Consider the following 18,989-nt stretch of genomic DNA (forward strand, 5'->3'; position numbering starts at 1 on the left):
GGATCGCTTGCTGGCTGCTCCAAATCGAAGGGGGAGTCGCTGCGCTAGGGCGTGGCGCGGTGGCCCGGCGCGGCGCCGGACATGGAGCGCATGCGGGCGGCGGCGGCGGGAAACAGCGCCAGCGCATTGCGCCCGATCTGTGCGATCTGCTGCGCATCCAGGCCCTGGAACGCTAGCAGCGCCCGGATGTTGGCGATCGCCGTGGCATCGACCGTGCATGGCGCGCCGCAATCGGACCCGTACACCAGATGCTCGCAGGACGTCATCGCGATACCGGCCGACAGGCTGGGCGCGTGGCCGGCCATCGCCGTGTCCAGATACAGCGCAGCGAGTTGACGGCGCATTTCGTCCTCGCTCAGCCGCTGCGGATTGGGCACCCATGGCTGCGTTCCGAGCAGGAGCAGGCGGCCGGACAAGGCGGGCAGCGCCCCGCCGCAGTGCGCCAGCACGAAGCGGATGCCTGGGTAGCGCCGGAAGATGCCGGCATACAGCATGTCGGCGACGACGCTGGCGGTCTGGTAGGCGACGTCCATCAGCACGCCGGGACGGCCGAACTGCCCCGGCAGCGCATGGTCGGGATGGACGAACACCACCGCCGCGCGCCGGTCGAGCTCGCGCCACAGCGGCTCCAGCCGCGCATCGGACAGGAACACGCCGTTGTACCGGCAATACACGGCAAAGCCGTCGGCGGCGAGCCGCTCGGCGTGGGCGAGTTCGGCAAGCGCCGCGTCGGCCGCGTCGGTGGGCAGGCCGGCCAGCAACCCGAAGCGCGCCGGGTGGCGATCGCGCAGTTGCGCGCCATAGGCATTGGCGGCGTGCGCCGCCTCCGCGTCGTGCCCGACCATGCTCAGCATCTGCATGGCGATCCCGACCCGATCCATGTAGGCGAGGCGTTCGTCGAGCGTCCATTCCGGAGGTTGGCAACCGGTCCAGTTGTCCGCCTGCAGATGCGCCCAGATGGCGTCGCGTTGCGCGGCGCTGCGCGGCGGCGCGAAATGCGCATGCACATCGATCCAGCCGTCGACCAGGCGCGGCACGTGCGCGCAGTGCGCGGCGGCGTTGCGCTCAGTCATTGGCCGCCCGCCGGATCTGCGCCTGGCGGGCGCGCCCGCCGGCGACAACGGATGACGGCGCATGACCGAGCAGGCGCCCGACCACCTCCGCCAATGCGCCGGCCTGGGAGCAGGTTTGCGCGCGCCAGGCGACATGCCCGTCCGGACGCACCAGCACCGCGCCATCGCTGTCCACGCCGCGCACGCGCGCCCAGTGGCCCAGCGGATCCCTGACCGTGCCGAAGCGGGTGCCGATCGGCACCACCGCGATGAGCAGGCCGCACTCGCGCGCAACCGCGCGCGCCGCATCGAACCACGGCGTGCCACCGCGCCCGGTCAAGAGCACGAAGCGGCCGCGCCCGACCAGGTCCAGCGACGATATCCTGCGCACCCCTTTCTCGAGCCAGACATGCGGAAGGCGCGCGCCCGGCCACGTCGTCTGCGCGAACTCCACATCCTCGTGCCCCGGGATCGCAGGTTCCGGCGTGCCGTCGTCGACCCGCGCGCCGGTCCGGTATCGGTAGCCCAACTCGATGCCCAGCGCATTGAAGGCCGGATCCAGTTCGGCGCTGCGGAAGCGTTCGAACGCGGCCCGGCGTTGCTCGCCTTCCGCCGTGTCCTCGCGCATGCGCTCCAGGGCCCGGGCGACGTCCTCGGGCGCCGAATGCTGGGTATAGCCGAGCACCTCGGGATACAGCCTGCCGAACATCGCGACCACGGAGGTCCAGGCGCGGTTGACGATCCTTTCGCCGATCGGCTGGCGCTCCTGCTCGTAACTGGCGAGCAGTCCCGGGCCGGCATCGCCTTCGAGCAGCAACTTGAGCTTCCACGCCAGGTTGTAGCCGTCGGCCACCGAGGTGTTCGAGCCGAGCCCGTTCATCGGCGGATGGCGGTGCACCGCGTCGCCGGCGCACCAGACACGGCCTTCGCCATAGCGCAAGGCCCACATCCTGTTGAGTTTCCAGCGCGAGATGTTCTTGATCTCGATCGCGACGGAAGGGTCGCCGATGGCGCGGGCGATGCGCAGGCGCGCGGCCTCCGGGTCGATCGCTGCGGCCGCCGGTTGTCCGGCAGCAAGGTTCCATCCCACGACCCATTCGTCCCAGGCCCTGACCATGGTGAAATGGGCGCCATCGATCAGATCCGTCGACCAGTACATCGCACCGGGACGATGCGCGCAGTAGCGGGCCAGGTCGGCCTTGATCCAGATGTAGATCACCTCGCCGATCTGCGTTTCGCCGCCCTCGCCCATCTGCCCTGCGAAAGGCAGGCCGAGTTGCTCGGCCACGCGGCTGCGGGCGCCGTCGGCGCCGATCAGATAATCGGCGCGCACGACGTAGCGCATGCCGCTTTGCACCTCGCGCACGGTCGCGCTCACGCCGTCGTCGTCCTGCACGAACGCCTCCAGGGCATGGCCGTAGCGCAGCTCGGCGATGCCGATCGCGTCGATGGCATCGGCCATGATCGGCTCGACGATATGCTGGGGCACGTTGAGCATGCTGCACGGGCTGGCCCGGCGATAGCGCTCGCGATGTTCCTCGCCAGCGCCCCATGCCTCCGAGCGCATCACCTCGGGGCCGGCCATGGTGGTGATCCAGGCGTTGCTCCACATCTGCTCGGCCGCCACCGCCTGGGCGGCGATCGCGTCCTCGATGCCCAGGTCGCGGAAGATCTCCATCGTCCGCTGGTTGGTGATATGCGCCCGCGGGGTATGCGCCGCGCCGGGAAACTGATCCAGCATGATGTGGGCAACGCCATAGCGGCTCAGCGCCAGCGACGCGGTCAGCCCCGCCGGCCCGGCACCCACGATCAGCACCGGCGTACGGATAGCGTAGCCGGCGATTGCGATGTTGTTCTGCACGTTTTCCCTCCCGAGGAAACCGATTCAGTCAGACGTTTGGCGGTCTCGTGTTCAGCGGCTGGAATGCCGGGCTCCGCTCGCCAGGTCCAAGGCGACATCCACGATCATGTCCTCCTGTCCGCCGACCATGCGCCGGCGGCCCAGTTCGACCAGCAGGTCGCGCGTCTCCACGCCGTGCTCCAGGCTGGCTTTTTCCGCGTGGCGCAGGAAAGAGGAATAGACGCCGGCGTAGCCCAGGCTCAAGGTCTCGCGGTCGACCCGTACCGGCCGGTCCTGCAGCGGACGCACCAGATCCTCGGCGGCATCCATCAACGCATACAGGTCGCAACCATGGTTCCAGCCCTTGCGGTCGGCGGCGGCGATGAACACTTCCAGCGGCGCATTGCCGGCACCGGCGCCCATGCCCGCCAGGCTGGCATCGATGCGGATGGCGCCGCCCTGCACGCCGACGATCGAATTGGCCACGCCCAGCGACAGGTTGTGATGGGCATGGATGCCACGCTGGGTTTCCGGCTTGAGCACCCGATCGTAGGCATCGAGCCTGGCGCGGTAGGCGTCCATGTCCATCGCCCCGCCGCTGTCGGTCACGTAGACGCAGTGGGCGCCATAGCTTTCCATCAGTTTCGCCTGCGCGGCGAGCGCGTCCGGCTCAAGCATGTGGCTCATCATCAGGAATCCGGACACGTCCATGCCCAGGTCGCGCGCCGCGCCGATGTGCTGGCGCGAGATATCGGCCTCGGTGCAATGCGTTGCGACCCGGACCGAGCGCACGCCGAGCGAATAGGCATGCTTCAGTTCCTCGATGGTGCCGATGCCGGGGATCAGCAGCGTGGTCAGCACGGCACGTTCGATCACGTCGGCGGCGGCCTCGATCCACTCCCAGTCGGTGTGGCGGCCGAAGCCGTAGTTGAACGAGGAGCCGTTCAGGCCATCGCCGTGGGCGACCTCGATCGCGTCCACGCCCGCGCGATCCAGCGTGCCGGCGATCTGCCGCACCTGGTCCAGATCGTAGCGATGGCGGATGGCATGCATGCCGTCGCGAAGCGTGACGTCCTGGATGTAGAGCTTGGTCTGCGCCGGATCGAAGGCCATCACGCCATCTCCTTGTGCATGCGTGCGGCCGCCATGCTTTCCGCGGTGCGCAATGCTGCCGAGGTCATGATGTCGAGGTTTCCGGCATAGGCCGGCAGGTAGTGGGCGGCACCCTCCACTTCCAGGAACACGCTGGTCTTGAGGCCCTGGAATGTTCCGACCCCGGGAATGGTCACCGGATTGTCGGCGCCGCAGCGCTCGAACTGGATCCGCTGCTTCAGCCGATAGCCGGGCACGTAGCTCGCCACCTTGGCCACCATCGCCTCGATCGCGGCCGCGATCGGCGCCTCGTCGGCGCCGGAAGACAGGATGAAGACCGTGTCGCGCATCAGCATCGGCGGTTCGGCCGGATTGAGGATGATGATCGCCCTGCCCCTGGCCGCTCCGCCGACCTGCTCGAGCGCGCGATTGGTGGTTTCGGTGAATTCGTCGATATTGGCGCGCGTGCCGGGACCGGCGCTCCTGGACGCGATGGAGGCGACGATTTCGGCGTAGTGCACGGTGGCCACCGACGACACCGCGGCGACGATCGGGATCGTGGCCTGGCCGCCGCAGGTGACCATGTTGACGTTGGCCGCATCGGTATGGCGCTGGCCATTGACCACCGGAACCACATAGGGACCGATCGCCGCCGGGGTCAGGTCGATCATCACCTTGCCCGCAGCGGTCGCCACTTCGCTGTGACGCGGATGCGCGCCTGCCGAGGTGGCGTCGAACACCACGCCGATCTCCGGCCATGCCGCGAGCCGGCTCAGGCCGTCGATCCCTTCGTGCGTGGTGGCCACGCCCAGCCGGCGTGCGCGCTCCAGCCCGTCGGAGGCCGGGTCGATCCCGGCCATGGCGGCCATTTCCAGCACGTCCGACTGGCGCATGATCTTGATCATCAGATCGGTGCCGATGTTGCCGGAACCGATGATCGCCGCTTTCATCTTGCCCATCTGGTCATTCTCCAAAGCGGAAGGACACCGCACCCAGGCCGCCGATCACCGCGTTCACCCGGTTGCCCGCGGTCAGATCCACCATCGGCCCGAGCGCGCCGGTCAGCACCACATCGCCGGCGCGCAGCGGCTCTCCCGCCTGCGCCAGGGTCCGCGCCAGCCACGCTGCCGCTTCGAGCGGATGCCCCAGGCAAGCCGCGCCGACCCCGGTCGACACCACCTTGCCGTCGAATTCCATCACCATGCCGCAGCTGTACAGGTCCAGGCCCTCGAGCGGCCGCCGCTCGCGTCCGAGCACGAAGGCTGCCGACGAGCCGTTGTCCGCGACGGTATCGGCAAAGCTGATCTTCCACTGGGCGATCCGGCTATCGACGATCTCCACCGCGGCGACCGCGTAGGCGCATGCCGCCGCGACCTCGCCGAGGGTGGCGGCGGCGTTGGCGAGATCGGTGGCCAGCACCAGCGCCACCTCGGCCTCGGCCCGCGGCTGGATGAAGCGCGCCGGATCAAGCAGCCCCTCGTCCGGCACCGCCATGTCGTCGAACAGGACGCCGAAATCGGGCTGATCCACGCCCAGCTGGGCCTGTACCGACCTGGCGGTCAGGCCGACCTTGCGGCCGACGATCCTGCGTCCGCCCTGCGTCCAGTAACGCGTGTTGATCGCCTGCACGGCGTATGCGCCCGCCGCATCGGTCGGCGCCAGGCCATCGCGCAACGGCGGCACGGCGCCGCCGCGGTAGGCATCGCGCAAGCGGCGGGCGAGGTCCGCGTGCGTCGGCGGCGACTGCAGCGCGGCGGACTCAGACATCGGCCTGGGTCACGTAGTCGGTGACCAGCGCGTTGAACTGCGCCGCCTTCTCCAGCTGCGCCCAGTGGCCGCACTGCGGGAAGACGTGCAGGCTGGCATTCGGCAGCAAACGCAGCAGCAGCAGGCTGCTGTCCCAGGGAATCACCCGGTCTTCCTTGCCGTAGACCAGCAGCGCCGGGTGCGGCAGGCCATTGAGCCGCGTCCACAGGTCATGCATCGCATGCCCCTTCCATTCGCGCTTCTTCAGCAGCTCGGGTTTGGTGGAGGCGGCGAAGCGCTGCTCCAGCAACTCCGGCGTCACCAGCGACTGGTCGTGCACCATGATCCGGATCGCCGCTTCCAGCTTGGCGCGGGTCGGGCCTTCGCCCTGGTAGTAGCTTCCCAGCAACTTGACCCCTTCCGTGGGCTGTGGCGTGAACATGGTCGACGATCCGCCGGGCCCCATCAGCACCATGCGCCGCACCAGCGCCGGCCGGGTCAATGCCAGCGTCAACGCAATGGTGCCTCCCATCGAGTTGCCGACGAAGTCGGCGCTGAAAACGCCCAGCTTGTGCAGCGCCTCGCCGATCGTCTCGGCGTAATAGTCGGTGTCCTGGTAGGCCGACATCGGCTTGTCGGATTCGCCGTAGTGCGGCGCGTCGAACGCCAGCACCCTGAACTTCTCGGCCAGGTGGCCGATGTTGCTTCGGTAATTGCTCCAGGCCGACGCGCCCGGACCGCCGCCATGCAGCAGCACCAGGACATGTTCGCCGGCGCCGGCTTCGTGATAGCGCAGCTTGATCGCGCCGGCGTCGATGAAGCGCGATGTGTTTTCTTCGGTATATGCGGACATGATGGATGAATTGCTCTTCGGCGGGTATGAAGGGGGAGCGCTCCGGGCGATGCCGCGGAGCGGATGCATCAGCCGCCGGCAGCGTGCGGCGGCATCGAGAAGGTGTGGCCCCAACTGCTGTTGGTGGGGTAGTGGGTCACGTGCCAGGTCTCGTCGTCGATCTGGATGCCGCCCCAGCCGATCTCCACCGCCCATCCCGAAGGCGTCGTCACATAGAACGACAGCATGTTGTCGTTCACGTGGCGGCCGAGATCGATCACGATATGCGCGCCCGCCGCCTTGGCGCGCTGATAGGCGAACCCGACCTCGTCCAGCGAGGACATCTCGAGCAACAGATGATGGAAGTTGCCGTGCGCCGGCGGCATGTCGATCAAGGCCAGCGAATGATGGCGATGGTTGACGCGCAGGAACACCGCCTCGCGATTGAGGCCGGAGATCTCCAGGTAGTCGGTGATCCTGAACGACAGCACGTCCTGGTAGAAGGCGATCTGCTCGCGGTACCGCGACGTCGCCATCACCACATGGCCCAGGCCTTGCTCGCTCATCACGAACGGGCGCGCGCCGACCGGCGAGACGAAGGGATCGTGGACCATCAGGGTCGGCCCGAAGTAGGCCTCGATCCACAACCCGTCCGCGTCCCGGAAACGGATCATCGCCTTGACCGCGCTGGCCTCCGCCGCGGCGACGCTCGCTTCCTCGAACGGCACATGCGCCGCGCGCAGCGCCTTGCGCACGTTGTCCAGGTCTTCCGGGTTGCGGCATTCCCAGCCCAGATAGGCCACTGCATCGGTATCGCCGGGGTGCAGCACGATGCGCCGCCGATGCTGATCGGCGCGCAATACCAGCGTCCCGTCTTCGAGCTCCTGCGCGACCTGCAGTCCAAGCACCTGCGGCGCGAATGTCTTCCAGCCCTCGATGTTGCGCGTCGTAAATCCTACATAGCCAAGCGTATCTATGCCACGCATCGACTATCCTCCCATTGCGTTTTGGCCGAATCACTCGACCGGTGCGGCATGCTATCCGCGGGCGCAGAACGGGGTCTTTAGCCGATGCAGCTTTAATCTTGATCGAAATTCGCCCGGCCTCGGCCGGCCGACAAGGGAGCAGACGCAAGATGCCGCCAAGGCGTGCAGGGCGGCGAAGATCGCCGCGCGATCGCTCGGCGCGGACACCCGTACCGCGGTATCGCAGTCGCATCGAAGTTGCCGTCGCCGGCGTGCGGCTGCGCTGGCCATCGTCCAGCCGCGGCATCGGCGCGGCGCTGGCGCGCACAGGTCCAGGCCCGGGCGCCTCGCTGGCGACTCGACCTTCGTGCCGCGTGGTGGCCGCGGTCGATGCACGGCAAGCGCGGTTCCGCCTGGATGCGCGCTACCGGCCGTCGGCGTCGGCCGGCCGGGGAGACCGCGCCGCGCCGCCCTGCATGGGCGGCGTCGGCACGGCGGCCGACACCTCGTCAGCGTGCCGCGGCGGCCGCACCCTGCGGCTTGCCGTCGGCGTCGATCACCGTCACTTCGCCCAGCTTCAGCGCGCGTACCGGGCGCTCGATCTGCTTCAGGTCGCCCACCACCACCCAGGTCAGCGCGTTCGGGTCCAGGGTCGCGGCGGCCTGCGCCACCTGCGCCGGGGTCATCGCCTCGATCTCGGCCTTGCGCTTGAACACGTAGTCGTCGGGCCGCCCGTAGCGCACGATGCCGCCGATCGCACCGAGCACCGAACTGGCGGTCTCGTAGGCACCGGGCAGGCTCAGGGTCTGGATGTTGCGGATCCGCGCCACTTCCTCCGCCGTCGGCGGCAACTTGCCGCTGGCGAAGGCGCTGATCTCCTTGTGCATCTCCTGCAGCGCCGGCGCGGTCTTGTCGATCTGCACCGACGCGGTGGCCGACCACGGACGCTGGCCTAGCGCGCTGGCGGCCGAACTGCGCGCACCGTAGGACCAGTGCTTGTTCTCGCGCAGGTTCATGTTCAGCCGCGAGGTGAAGTCGCCGCCGAGTACGCCGTTGGCGGTTTCGAAGCGGATCGAGGACGCATCGGTGGTCGGCGGCACCAGTTCGGCGGCGAACAGATTGGCCTGCACCGCGCCGGGCTGGTCGATCAGGTACACCCGCGGCTTGGACGGGCGCGCCACCGTGGCCAGCGCCGGCAACGACGGCGCCACGCCCTCGCCCTTCCAGTCGCCGAACTGCGCGTCCAGCAGCGGCACCACCTCGGCCAGGGTGGTGTCGCCGACCACGATCAGGGTGGCCTGCTCGGGACGGATCCAGTCGCGCTGGAAGCCGAGCAGGTCCTCGCGCTGCAGCGCCGCGATCTCCGACTCGGTGCCGCTGCCGCTGAACGGGATCGCATACGGATGACCGGCGCCGTACAGCAGCGGCGGCAGCACCCGCATCGCCACCGCGTTGGGCTTGGCCTTCTCCTGGCGGATGCCGGCGATCCAGCTCGCCTTGATCCGCTCGATTTCCTTCTGCTCGAAGCGCGGGCGCCGCAGCATGTCGGCGTACAGCGCCAGCGACGGCGCCAGGTTCTCCTTCAGGGCCGACAGGTAGGCGTTGCTGCCATCCAGCGAAGCGCCGGCGCCCAGCGAGGCGCCCAATGCATCGGCGGCATCGGCGAAACCCAGCGCGTCGCGCGCGCCGGCGCCTTCGTCGAGCATGCCCATGGTGAAGTTGGCGGTGCCCGACTTGCGCCCCTGGTCGGCGCTGAAGCCGCCCGGGAATTCATAGCTGAACTGCACCACCGGCACGTCGTGGCGCTCGGCCAGGATCAGCCGGGTGCCGTTCTTCAGCGTGGCGCGCTGCAGCGCCGGGAACGTCAGCTGCGGGAACTGGGTGGTCTTGGGCGGACCGGCGCTGCGATCGACGACGCTGGGCAGCGCGCGGTACTTGGGATCGACCGGCGGCGGGTTCAGCGGCGCCGGCTGCACGGCCGGCTCTTCGGCCAGCGCCACGCGCTCGCCCGGCTCCACCACCAGGGTGTGGTCGCCCTTGCCCAGCCATTTGCGGCCCACCGCCTTCAGATCGCGCGCGCGGGTGGCTTCGATCGTGGCCAGCGCGGTGCGGAAGCAGCCCGGATCGCCGGTGAACACCGTGCACTCGGCCAGCGCATCGGCCTTGCCGTTGGAGCCACCGATACGCTCGATGCCGCGCACGAAGCCGGCGCGGAACGCGGTCTTGGCCCGCACCAGTTCGTCCTTGTCCGGCCCCTTGTCGAGCAGCTTGCGCAGTTCCTCGTCGATCACCGCCTCGACCTTGGCCGGATCCACGCCCTGTTTCACCGTGGCGATGATGCCGAAGCTGGAGCCCAGCTGCGACGGCCACGCACCGGCGCTGATCTGGTCGACCAGCTTGTCCTCGTGCACCAGGCGCCGGTCCAGCCGCGACGACTTGGCCCCGCCCAGCACCTGCGCCAGCAGCTGCAGGCGGTCGATGTCCTCGGTGCCGGTCTGGGCCACGTTCCAGATCCGGTAGATGCGCGCCTGCGGCACCTTGTTGGTCATCGTCTCGCGGGTGGACTGGGTGCGCTGGGCCACGTCGACCTGCGGCTGCGCCATGCTCGGCCCGGCCGGGATATCGCCGAAATAGCGGGCGACCTTCTCCTTCGCGGTGGCCACGTCGATGTCGCCGGCCAGCACCAGCACCGCGTTGTTCGGCCCGTACCAGGTACGGAACCACTGCTTCACGTCGGCCAGCGAGGCGGCGTCGAGGTCGTTCATCGAGCCGATCACGCTGTGGTGGTACGGGTGGCCCTTCGGGTACCGCGCGCGGCTCAGCCTGTCCCAGGCCTGGCCGTAGGGCTGGTTCTCGCCCTGCCGCTTCTCGTTCTGGACCACGCCGCGCTGTTCGTCGAGCGCGGCCTGGTCGATGGCGCCGAGCAGGTGGCCCATGCGGTCGGACTCCATCCACAGTGCCATGTCCAGCGCAGTGGTCGGCACATTCTCGAAATAGTTGGTGCGGTCGCTGTTGGTGGTGCCGTTCTGGTCGGTGGCGCCGACCTGCTTGAACGGTTCGAAGAATTCGCCGCTGTGGTTCTCGCTGCCCTGGAACATCAGGTGTTCGAACAGGTGCGCGAAACCGGTGCGCCCGGCCGGCTCGTCCTTGGCGCCGACGTGATACCAGAGGTTGACCGCCACGATCGGCGCCTTGCGATCGGTATGCACCACCACGCGCAAGCCGTTGGGCAGGGTGAACTGCTCGAACGCGATGTCCACTTTCGCCGCCGCCGGCGGCCTGGCCGCGCTCGACGGCGGCGCGTAGCTCAGCGCGCCGAGCGCGGTGGACAGGGCGATGGCCAGCAGCGCCCCACGCGGGCGGATCGACACGGTCATGCAAGTTCCTTTTGGGCAATGAATGGAAGGACAGCCAGGCCTCGATCGTAACGGGCCGCACCCGCGCCCGCGCAGGCCTTCGGCCTGTTCCTGGCCATTGCCGGCACCTCCGATCCTGAACGCGATGCGCCGACGCCGCTGCCGGCGAGGTGGCCAACCGCCGAAGACGGACGTACGCAAGCGACCGGGTGTCCGCCTGCGGACACTCGGCCCGCGAAAAATCCCTTGAATAACAAACCCTTGAAGTTGGCACAGGACCTGCTCTGCATCTGCACAGCATACGCAGGAGAAGCAAATAATGAACAAGAGCTTAATAAAAAGAAAAAAGCGGAAAAAGTTCTTGCGCACCCTGGTTAGGTGTTATACCTTACTACCACACCACTGATCAACAACACCAACGAGGCCCGCCATGAAAACCGCTTCCTTCGCCCTGACCTTCGCCATCGCCGCCCTGCTCGCCGCGCCGGCGATCGCCGCCCCGACCATCACCACCCTGGATCGCGTGCAGGTCCGTCCCTCCGCCGAGCAGATCGCCCAGCGCACGTACGAGCGCAACAGCGGCATCGCCACCCTGGCCACGGTGCAGGTCCGCCCCTCCGCCGAGCAGCTGGCGCAGCGCGATGCCGAGCTGTCCAGCCGCATCGCCACGCTGGCCTCGGTGCAGGTGCGTCCGTCCGCCGAGCAGATCGCCCAGCGCGATGCCGAGCAGGCGAGCAGCCAGCGCGTGGTCACCCTGGCGACGCTGCAGGTGCGCCCGAGCGCCGACACCCGGAGCGTGTTCGCGATCGGCAGCGTGGTCAGCGGCGCCCTGGACAGCGCGATGCTGCAGCTGCAGCCGAGCCTGCAGAACCTGAGCCAGGACCTGACCACCAGCCTGGCGCGCTGAGCCTGCGCACGCTTCGCCGGCGCAGGCCGGAGCCGGCGCGTAAACTGCGCCGATGACCGCCACGCCCACGCTGCACGTCCTGCTGTTCCAACCCGAAATACCGCCCAACACGGGCAATGCCATCCGCCTTTGCGCCAATACCGGCGCGCAGCTGCACCTGATCGAACCGCTCGGCTTCGACCTCGGCGACAAGCAGCTCAAACGCGCCGGCCTGGATTACCACGAGTACGCACGCCTGCAGGTCCACGCATCGCTGGACGCCGCGTTGCAGAGCATCGCCCCGCGCCGCCTGTTCGCCCTGAGTACCCGCAGCAATACCCGCTACGATGCCCCCGCCTTCGCCGACGGCGATGCGTTCCTGTTCGGCCCGGAGACCCGCGGCCTGCCCGCCGAGGTGCTGGAGCAGGTCCCGCCCGAACAGCGCCTGCGCCTGCCGATGCGCCCGCACAACCGCAGCCTCAACCTGTCCAACGCCGTGGCGGTGGTGGTGTTCGAAGCGTGGCGGCAGCTGGGCTTCCCCGGCGCGGATTGAACGCACGGCAGGGCGCCGGCCGATCGCGACAGCGTCTCCCCGGGCCGCCCTGCGCGTCGGGCGCGCGGACGCGGAAAGACCGAATCCACGCCGAGGCGATCGGCGCAGGCACTCCTTCTTTATAGCCAGTAGCGACAGACCGGACGCCGCAGACCGGCGTTCCGGCACCGCGCCGGAAGCGATTTCAGTCGCCGCGGCCACGTCAAGCAACTGCACCCCAGAAGTTCCTGAACACGCTGTCTAATTTATATACCGGTCAGTTTTAAATTCAGGGCAAGTTCGGGTCGCTAACGGATAATTTACATATCGGCAGCGAACGGCCCACGCCTCAGCGCCGACCAAACCAATAACAAGGATATCCCGATCATGAAGACTTCTCTGCTCGCTCTCGGCCTCCTGGTCGCTCTGCCGTTCGCTGCCTCCGCGGCCGAAGGCCTTTCCTACAATTACGTGGAAGGCGGTTACATCAAGACCGACGCCAGCGGCGGCGACGCGGATGGCTGGGCCGTCAAGGGCTCCTACGCGATCAACCCGAACTTCAGCGTGTTCGGCGACTTCAACCGCCAGAAGACCGACCTGGGCGACGTGCGCGTCGACCAGTGGCGCATCGGCGCCGGCTACAACCACGAGATCTCGACCAGCACCGACCTGGTGACCCGCGTGGCCTACAACCGCTTCGACCCGGAATACGGCACCAAGTTCAACGGTTACAGCGCCGAAGTCGGCATCCGTACCGCGTTCAACCCGTACTTCGAGGTGTATGCGCTGGGTGGCTACGAGGACTACACCAAGAAGGACGGCATCAATCCGGACGGCGAGTTCTACGGCCGCCTCGGCGCCCAGGCCAAGCTCAACCAGAACTGGGGCCTGAGCGCGGACCTGAAGATGAACCGCGATGGCGACAAGGAATGGTTCGTCGGCCCGCGTTTCAGCTGGTAAGCGGCACCGCGTAGCACTGCGCGCAGCGTCTTTCTCTCTCCCGCTGCGCGCGGTTCGAAGCCCGGTCCCAGGACCGGGCTTCTTTTTGTTTCACGATGACTCCAGCCCGTCAGTGCCACTGCAGCCTTACAACGCATCGGCCCGCAGTCGCTCCCACTTCGATGGAGCGTAGTGCGGCGACATCCAATGCGCTTCCAAATTCCTGATGTTGCACGAGAGGAGCAACGTGTGTGCGGTAGGCGGGACCGGAAAACGCGGATGGCCGTCGGCGACCATCCGCTGCGCAGCCATCCAGCGCTCCGATGCCCGCCATACTGTCTGCATCGATCGCGAGCGTATGTGTCACGGTAGCGGGGCCGCCGTCTCCGGTCGGGCACGTTGTCCAAGGACTTGGCGAACCCGTGCCTGCAGGTGCCAAGAACATCAGTCTCTCGCCGCACTTCAAGGGCTATACCTTCACGCAGGACGGCCTGAAGTAGTTGGCCCTGCGACGTCCCCCCTCCGAAAATGCCCTGGTCCGCATTTGATTCCTGGAGCATCTTAAGCACGACAACGGCATGGACCGATGCTAGCTGATGGAACAAACCGGTGATGCGCTGCACGCAGTGCTGTGCGCGGCCGGCTACAACATCCGATGGCTGCTCCGCGCAGTGGTGCGCAAGGGAATGAAGCTTTTTTGCACCGCTGTGGGCATGGTTCACCAAGCTGGAAACCCCGCTCGCCACGCCATGGAACGCAACGCCTGCCTGCTGGCAGGCGTTGCCTGGCGCTGTTGGGTGAATTTTGCATGGCCAACTAATTTGATGCAGTGCTCCGGATACAGCCAATTGTCGCCGCATTTCCAACATGAGCTACAACACCATATCCGGATATATAGCCAAGACTTTGACAGACCCTGTTGACTGCAGAATAACAATCCATTGATGACGTCCATGACGTTGCCGTACATGATGGCTGTTGTGCAGAGAGTGCTTGGAATGTACTCGCAACAAGTCCGCCCACGTTGTTATTCATGCACGCCAATGCCACGCTCGTATCGGAATATTCCAATGGACCGAAACCACCAGCTTGGTATGCGATGGATTGACAATATCTGGCCATGCCTGTGGCGCATTCATCACTGATGAGGTTGCTCATGCTGCAACGTGACTGAAATGCTGACACTGACGATATATTAGCTACCGAGTAGGAAGCGTTTCCACTTCTTACACATGCCACCATGGCATTTTCATTATTAACTTCCTCAAGCATACCGCCCGCTTCGTAACCCTGACTTTGACAGTAACGCCCCACAGCTGCAAAGCAAGACCCATCACTTGTATTGGGGATAGGATTTGAAGCATTGCAAGAAATTAAAAATTGCTGAAGCGTAGAAAAATTCGTGGGGAAGTAATTTGTTGCGGTCAATGGAGAGGCTGGCGGGGTGGGGTCAACGCTGCCAAACTGGAACGCAGCGAGATCCACCGGATACATTTGCATTCCGGATGCGATCGCCGTAGACGGTAGAGCAGAACCATTTGTAATCGGAACAGAATATAGACCCATTATAAATGTATTGCCACTGGGATCCGTAACGATCTTGCTGTATCCCTGAGGGTTGAATGGCAGCGGCGTATTCACCAAGAAGCTGGAATTGAAGATGTCGGTTCCAAGGGGTGTCGACGAAGAGCGAATTTCCAAGCGAGAACACGCGTATGCTGGACTATCTCCATTAATGCAGCCCTTGCCACCAATGCCTGCATTGAGAAGCACTTTGCCATTTATCACTTTCACATCATACGAATCAGCCATATTGTTAGACAACGGATTAGATGCATCGACACCCAAAACCTCGGTCGTCAACATATTATCTATTGTAGATGCCGCCGCACCTGTCGAGCCACTTACCCAAAGGCGACCAAGACCAGATGCCTCCTGTTTGAGCATTGCTCCTCTGGTAGTTATATCTTTCCAAATCACCCCGTTGGGGCCAGATGCACTATGGACAACGGACCAGTAAAGGTACGGGGTATTTCCGTACACAAAAATTTTGGGGACACTGGCCGAATAGGCGTCTGATGTTGACGACAAGTTTATGCCCACTACAGCTGCAACTACGCGGGCAGTATCTACACTGTAATCGGTGGAAGAAATTGGTGCGATACAAGCCGCGACTCCCGCCAGAGCTGTCCCCGAACCCGCACATTCAAAAGCGACCCACAAAGCTCCATTGTAAGAAACAACAGTAGGATCATAGGCTGATTGTACAACGCCACTTTGATATGGCAATGTCATCGGCAGTGAGATTATATCCCTTACATAACTAAGCGTGTGCGTATTCCAATCCATCTGGAATAATGACAGCGTCATATTTGTACCCGAGCAAGGATCCGAAGTTGTGTTTATAATACGCCTGCCGAGGAAATAACTCCTATTGGTCGGCAACTGGTGAAAGGCAACGCTATTGCAGTTACCTGGCCCTGATACGGGCATTGTTGAAATTGGCTGTTGTGCCTTGGCAAAACTCATTATAAAAAATGAAATGAAAAGCACAAACACCGATATGGATGTCCCATTGATTCCTTGCCATTTAAACATTGAAAACTCCTTCGCCATGATATCGGGGTGAAACGGTGAATGAGATACTATCTTTACGTCCTCCGATATAGCTTTATGTTCAGTTTTACCTGCAACCTCCCATTTTTTGACTCAGAGGTGCAATCGCGTAGCAGGGGATGTTGTTTTACAAGGACGAGTCACGGCGGCGTATCGGCTGTCCGTGGTGCCATCTGCTTCGCGGCACAGAACTTCGGCTGTGGTGTCTTGGATGCGTTTAGGCATGATAGGGAGAGTCCTTTCCATTAAACCAGGGTCTTCGCGGATCAGTATGGATGCAATCTGGCGTTTTCGGGTAGCGGCGGCAGGAAGCTAGCGCTGATCTTGAGCTTGAGATATTCCTCATCGCGGTAGCCATAGGCGCTGCGCAGGATGACCCGGTCCTTGTTGTGAAGGCGCTCAAACTCGGCTACTGCCTAGTTGGTCATGCTTCGGCACAGATGGCCCCCGTGCATGGCGAAGCGCTCGGTGTAGCGCGGGTTCTTGGACAGCCAGTCCAACCGCTCTACGCGCACGCCGCCACACCCAGGACACTGGAGCCGCCAGCGCTCGAACTCCACGTGCAAGAACCAGCCGTTACGATCAGCGCGTCACAGGCGCTGATCGTAACGGCTGCGACAACGACGGCCGCAGTTGGAGCACACTGCCGTTTTTACGGCGCCGCAAGCTCACGATCCGAACCTTCGGATCGCCGAACAAGCCCGTGAGCGTGGCCAGCCCCACGAAGCCGGGGAAAGAGAACAAATCACGCAGGCTGCGGCCCGATTTCATGCCTGAATCCACATCCTCAAGTCAGTACAGGATGCATGGCCCCCATACCTCTCGGCAAAGTGCTTGTTTTCAAGGACCGAGGCTACATCAACTCGCCGAACATACCCGCCCGTACGATTCCGCGATGAGCCTTTATGCCTTTATTTGTTGCGCGGCCTACGCCACGGTCGGGCACGGGACACGAAAAACCCGGCCGCAGCCGGGTCTTCCGCGCCACCAACGCGCCGATCAGCTGAACAGCGTGGTCGGATACTCCGGCTTCTGCTCGCGGGCCAGCAACTGCTGCAGGCCCACCGCCGGGGTCAGCTCGCCGTGCAGCACCGCGCGCACCGCGTTGGAGATCGGCAGATCGATGCCATGGCGTTCGGCCTGGCGCATCACCTCGTCGGCGGTCTGCACCGACTCGACCACCTGGCCGATCGCGCGAACCGCGTCGGGCAGGGTCTGCCCGCGGCCCAGGGCCAGGCCCAGGCGCCGGTTGCGCGACAGGTCGCCGGTGCAGGTCAGCACCAGGTCGCCGAGTCCGGCCAGGCCCATCAGCGTTTCCGGCTTGCCGCCGATCGCCGCGGCCAGCCGCAGCATCTCGTTGAGCCCGCGGGTGATCAGGCCGGCACGGGCGTTCAGGCCCAGCTCCATGCCGTCTGCCACGCCGGTGGCCACCGCCAGCACGTTCTTCATCGCCCCGCCCAGCTCGGCACCGACCATGTCGTCGCCGGTGTAGGCGCGGAAGGTGGGGCCGTGCATCGCGTCGGCGACCTGCTGCGCGAACGCCGCATCGCCGTGCACGGTCACCGCGGTCGGCAGGTCCAGCGCCACTTCCTTGGCGAACGACGGCCCGGTCACCACCGCCAGCGGCACGTCCTCGCCCAGGATCTGCTGCGCCACCTCGTGCAGGAAGCGCCCGGAGCCGGGCTCGAAACCCTTGGTCGCCCAGGCCACGCCGGCCTGCGGCGGGCGCAGCGGCGCCAGCTGGCGCAGGGTCTCGGTGAACGCGTGCGACGGCACCACCACCAGGATCCAGTCGGCGCCGTGCACGGCCGCCGCCAGGTCGGTGGTAGCCTGCAGGGTCGCCGGCAGCGGGATCTGCGGCAGGTAGCGCGGGTTCTCGTGGCGCTGTTGAATCGCCTCGGCGACGACGGCGTCGCGCCCCCACAGCACGGTCGGGAAACCGTGCCGGGCGACGAGCGCGGCCAGGGCGGTGCCCCAGGAACCGGCGCCGAGGACGGCGATCTTCTTCGCGGGGTTATCGCGCATGCGCAACGGCGGACGCGCTCAGGCGTTGCCGGCCGGCTCCGAGTCGGCCAGCGACTGGCTCTCGCCCTGCTGCGCGCGCTGGCGCAGGGTTTCGGCGTACAGCGCTTCGAAGTTGATCGGCTGCAGGAAGAACGGCGGGAAGCCGCCGGCCTGGATCAGGTCGCTGACCAGCGAACGCACGTACGGGAACAGGATGTTCGGGCACTGCGTGCCGAGCAGCACGTCCACCGCCTGCGGGTCCAGGCCGACCAGGCCGAACACGCCGGCCTGCTGCACTTCGGCCACGTACGCGGTCTTGCCGGCGGCGGTGCAGGTCAGGGTCACCGCGAGCACCACTTCGAAGGCCTGCTCGTTCAGGCGCTGCACGCGCTGGTTGAGGTTGAGCTGCAACTCCGGCTGCACGTTGTCGTTGAACACCGCCGGCGAATTCGGGGACTCGAAGGACACGTCCTTGACGTAGATCTTCTCGATGGTGAAAGCGGGGCCGGCTGCGGCTTCGGCCGGCGCCGTGGCGCCGTTGTTGGTGACGTCGGACATGTCTTGACTCCGGTGGATTCAGGTAACAGAAAGATTCGGGATTATCACATGCCGGCCGCGGCGCTCGGCGCCGGGCCGGGATGCGCGATCAGCGGCCCTTGACCAGCGGCAGATCGGCCTGCTGCCAGGCGGCGATGCCGCCGTCGAGCACGTAGACCTGCTCGAAGCCGGCCTTCTTCAGCTGCTTGGCGGCGGCGTCGGCGGTGTTGCCGGTGCGGCACACCAGCACCACCGGCGAGGCCTTGGCGTTGGCCACCAGCTTGTGCTCGGGGCCGAACTGGCTCGGCGTGGCGTTGCGGCTGCCGGCGATATGGCCCTTCTCGAAGTCGGCCGCGGCCGACAGGTCGACCAGCACCGCGTTGCCGGCGTTGATCAGCAGGGTCAGTTCGGCCGGGCGCAGGGTCTTGAAGCCGCGGAACAGGCGCGCGATCTCGGTGACGATCAGGGCGATGGTCAGGCCGACCAGGGCCAGGGCCAGCATCGGGTTGCGGCCGGCGAAGGCCAGCAGTTCTTCGAAGTTCACAGGAATAGGGGGCTGGAAGCGGGCGCCGATTGTCGCACAGCTGGCCGG

17 protein-coding genes are annotated in these 18,989 nt (G+C 65.7%); 4 read left to right on the forward strand and 13 right to left on the reverse strand.

Translation table 11 applies throughout. The features are described 5' to 3' along the window. Positions 1 to 44: 44 nt before the first annotated feature. From NRY95_21840 to NRY95_21875, 8 genes are all read right to left on the reverse strand, one after another. Complete coding sequence (locus NRY95_21840; GenBank protein ID UYC16282.1) at positions 45 to 1,073, reverse strand: amidohydrolase; 1,029 nt, start codon at positions 1,071 to 1,073, stop codon at positions 45 to 47. Beyond that, on the reverse strand, positions 1,066 to 2,913 hold the full coding sequence (locus tag NRY95_21845) for an FAD-dependent monooxygenase (GenBank protein ID UYC16283.1): 1,848 nt from the start codon (positions 2,911 to 2,913) through the stop codon (positions 1,066 to 1,068). The genes NRY95_21840 and NRY95_21845 overlap by 8 nt, the downstream gene beginning before the upstream one ends. Positions 2,914 to 2,964: 51 nt before the next feature. Beyond that, positions 2,965 to 4,005 carry a 4-hydroxy-2-oxovalerate aldolase gene (dmpG, locus tag NRY95_21850; GenBank protein UYC16284.1) on the reverse strand — a complete coding sequence of 347 codons (1,041 nt, stop codon included), beginning with the start codon at positions 4,003 to 4,005 and terminating at the stop codon, positions 2,965 to 2,967. Beyond that, on the reverse strand, positions 4,005 to 4,943 hold the full coding sequence (locus NRY95_21855; protein UYC16285.1) for an acetaldehyde dehydrogenase (acetylating): 939 nt from the start codon (positions 4,941 to 4,943) through the stop codon (positions 4,005 to 4,007). Before NRY95_21855 ends, dmpG begins: the two co-directional genes overlap by 1 nt. A gap of 4 nt (positions 4,944 to 4,947) precedes the next feature. After that, positions 4,948 to 5,667: a fumarylacetoacetate hydrolase family protein gene (locus tag NRY95_21860; protein UYC16286.1), complete on the reverse strand. Its 720-nt coding sequence runs from the start codon at positions 5,665 to 5,667 to the stop codon at positions 4,948 to 4,950. Between the two features lie 76 nt (positions 5,668 to 5,743). After that, positions 5,744 to 6,583, reverse strand: coding sequence for an alpha/beta fold hydrolase (locus NRY95_21865; GenBank protein UYC16287.1), 840 nt, complete (start codon positions 6,581 to 6,583; stop codon positions 5,744 to 5,746). Between the two features lie 68 nt (positions 6,584 to 6,651). Continuing rightward, the gene (locus NRY95_21870) at positions 6,652 to 7,548 is read right to left on the reverse strand and encodes a VOC family protein (GenBank protein ID UYC16288.1); all 897 of its coding nucleotides are present in this window, start codon (positions 7,546 to 7,548) and stop codon (positions 6,652 to 6,654) included. Between the two features lie 488 nt (positions 7,549 to 8,036). After that, entirely contained in the window at positions 8,037 to 10,904 is a 2,868-nt protein-coding gene (locus NRY95_21875) for an insulinase family protein (GenBank protein UYC16289.1), read from the reverse strand. A 225-nt stretch (positions 10,905 to 11,129) separates the two neighbouring features. Between NRY95_21875 and NRY95_21880 the strand changes: the two genes are divergently transcribed. The 4 genes from NRY95_21880 (at position 11,130) to NRY95_21895 (ending at position 13,261) form a co-directional block, all read left to right on the forward strand. After that, a complete protein-coding gene (locus NRY95_21880) occupies positions 11,130 to 11,261 on the forward strand; it encodes a hypothetical protein (protein UYC16290.1) in 132 nt (43 codons plus the stop codon). A 52-nt stretch (positions 11,262 to 11,313) separates the two neighbouring features. After that, entirely contained in the window at positions 11,314 to 11,790 is a 477-nt protein-coding gene (locus tag NRY95_21885) for a hypothetical protein (protein ID UYC16291.1), read from the forward strand. A 52-nt stretch (positions 11,791 to 11,842) separates the two neighbouring features. Beyond that, positions 11,843 to 12,322 carry a tRNA (cytidine(34)-2'-O)-methyltransferase gene (locus NRY95_21890; GenBank protein ID UYC16292.1) on the forward strand — a complete coding sequence of 160 codons (480 nt, stop codon included), beginning with the start codon at positions 11,843 to 11,845 and terminating at the stop codon, positions 12,320 to 12,322. A 366-nt stretch (positions 12,323 to 12,688) separates the two neighbouring features. After that, the gene (locus NRY95_21895) at positions 12,689 to 13,261 is read left to right on the forward strand and encodes an Ax21 family protein (GenBank protein ID UYC16293.1); all 573 of its coding nucleotides are present in this window, start codon (positions 12,689 to 12,691) and stop codon (positions 13,259 to 13,261) included. Between the two features lie 795 nt (positions 13,262 to 14,056). Here the strand turns inward: NRY95_21895 and NRY95_21900 are convergent. The 5 genes from NRY95_21900 to NRY95_21920 form a co-directional block, all read right to left on the reverse strand. Further along, complete coding sequence (locus tag NRY95_21900; GenBank protein ID UYC16294.1) at positions 14,057 to 15,838, reverse strand: hypothetical protein; 1,782 nt, start codon at positions 15,836 to 15,838, stop codon at positions 14,057 to 14,059. Positions 15,839 to 16,438: 600 nt separating this feature from the next. Beyond that, positions 16,439 to 16,627, reverse strand: coding sequence for a hypothetical protein (locus NRY95_21905; GenBank protein UYC16295.1), 189 nt, complete (start codon positions 16,625 to 16,627; stop codon positions 16,439 to 16,441). Positions 16,628 to 16,855: 228 nt separating this feature from the next. Next, complete coding sequence (locus NRY95_21910) at positions 16,856 to 17,881, reverse strand: NAD(P)-dependent glycerol-3-phosphate dehydrogenase (protein UYC16296.1); 1,026 nt, start codon at positions 17,879 to 17,881, stop codon at positions 16,856 to 16,858. An 18-nt stretch (positions 17,882 to 17,899) separates the two neighbouring features. Further along, positions 17,900 to 18,418, reverse strand: coding sequence for a protein-export chaperone SecB (gene secB / locus NRY95_21915; GenBank protein ID UYC16297.1), 519 nt, complete (start codon positions 18,416 to 18,418; stop codon positions 17,900 to 17,902). Positions 18,419 to 18,506: 88 nt separating this feature from the next. After that, positions 18,507 to 18,941, reverse strand: a complete 435-nt coding sequence (locus tag NRY95_21920) for a rhodanese-like domain-containing protein (GenBank protein ID UYC16298.1) — start codon at positions 18,939 to 18,941, stop codon at positions 18,507 to 18,509. Positions 18,942 to 18,989: the final 48 nt, after the last annotated feature.

Source organism: Xanthomonas campestris pv. phormiicola (assembly GCA_025666215.1).
Classification (GTDB): Bacteria; Pseudomonadota; Gammaproteobacteria; order Xanthomonadales; family Xanthomonadaceae; genus Xanthomonas_A; species Xanthomonas_A campestris_A.

Excerpts from the sequence above, each read along its gene's own strand:
- NRY95_21840 (UYC16282.1), bottom strand. The coding sequence starts at position 1,073 with ATGACTGAGCGCAACGCCGCCGCGCACTGCGCGCACGTGCCGCGCCTG.
- dmpG (UYC16284.1), bottom strand. The coding sequence starts at position 4,005 with ATGGCCTTCGATCCGGCGCAGACCAAGCTCTACATCCAGGACGTCACG.
- NRY95_21855 (UYC16285.1), bottom strand. The coding sequence starts at position 4,943 with ATGGGCAAGATGAAAGCGGCGATCATCGGTTCCGGCAACATCGGCACC.
- NRY95_21865 (UYC16287.1), bottom strand. The coding sequence starts at position 6,583 with ATGTCCGCATATACCGAAGAAAACACATCGCGCTTCATCGACGCCGGC.
- NRY95_21870 (UYC16288.1), bottom strand. The coding sequence starts at position 7,548 with ATGCGTGGCATAGATACGCTTGGCTATGTAGGATTTACGACGCGCAAC.
- NRY95_21875 (UYC16289.1), bottom strand. The coding sequence starts at position 10,904 with ATGACCGTGTCGATCCGCCCGCGTGGGGCGCTGCTGGCCATCGCCCTG.
- NRY95_21885 (UYC16291.1), top strand. The coding sequence starts at position 11,314 with ATGAAAACCGCTTCCTTCGCCCTGACCTTCGCCATCGCCGCCCTGCTC.
- NRY95_21890 (UYC16292.1), top strand. The coding sequence starts at position 11,843 with ATGACCGCCACGCCCACGCTGCACGTCCTGCTGTTCCAACCCGAAATA.
- NRY95_21895 (UYC16293.1), top strand. The coding sequence starts at position 12,689 with ATGAAGACTTCTCTGCTCGCTCTCGGCCTCCTGGTCGCTCTGCCGTTC.
- NRY95_21900 (UYC16294.1), bottom strand. The coding sequence starts at position 15,838 with ATGTTTAAATGGCAAGGAATCAATGGGACATCCATATCGGTGTTTGTG.
- NRY95_21905 (UYC16295.1), bottom strand. The coding sequence starts at position 16,627 with ATGAAATCGGGCCGCAGCCTGCGTGATTTGTTCTCTTTCCCCGGCTTC.
- NRY95_21910 (UYC16296.1), bottom strand. The coding sequence starts at position 17,881 with ATGCGCGATAACCCCGCGAAGAAGATCGCCGTCCTCGGCGCCGGTTCC.
- secB (UYC16297.1), bottom strand. The coding sequence starts at position 18,418 with ATGTCCGACGTCACCAACAACGGCGCCACGGCGCCGGCCGAAGCCGCA.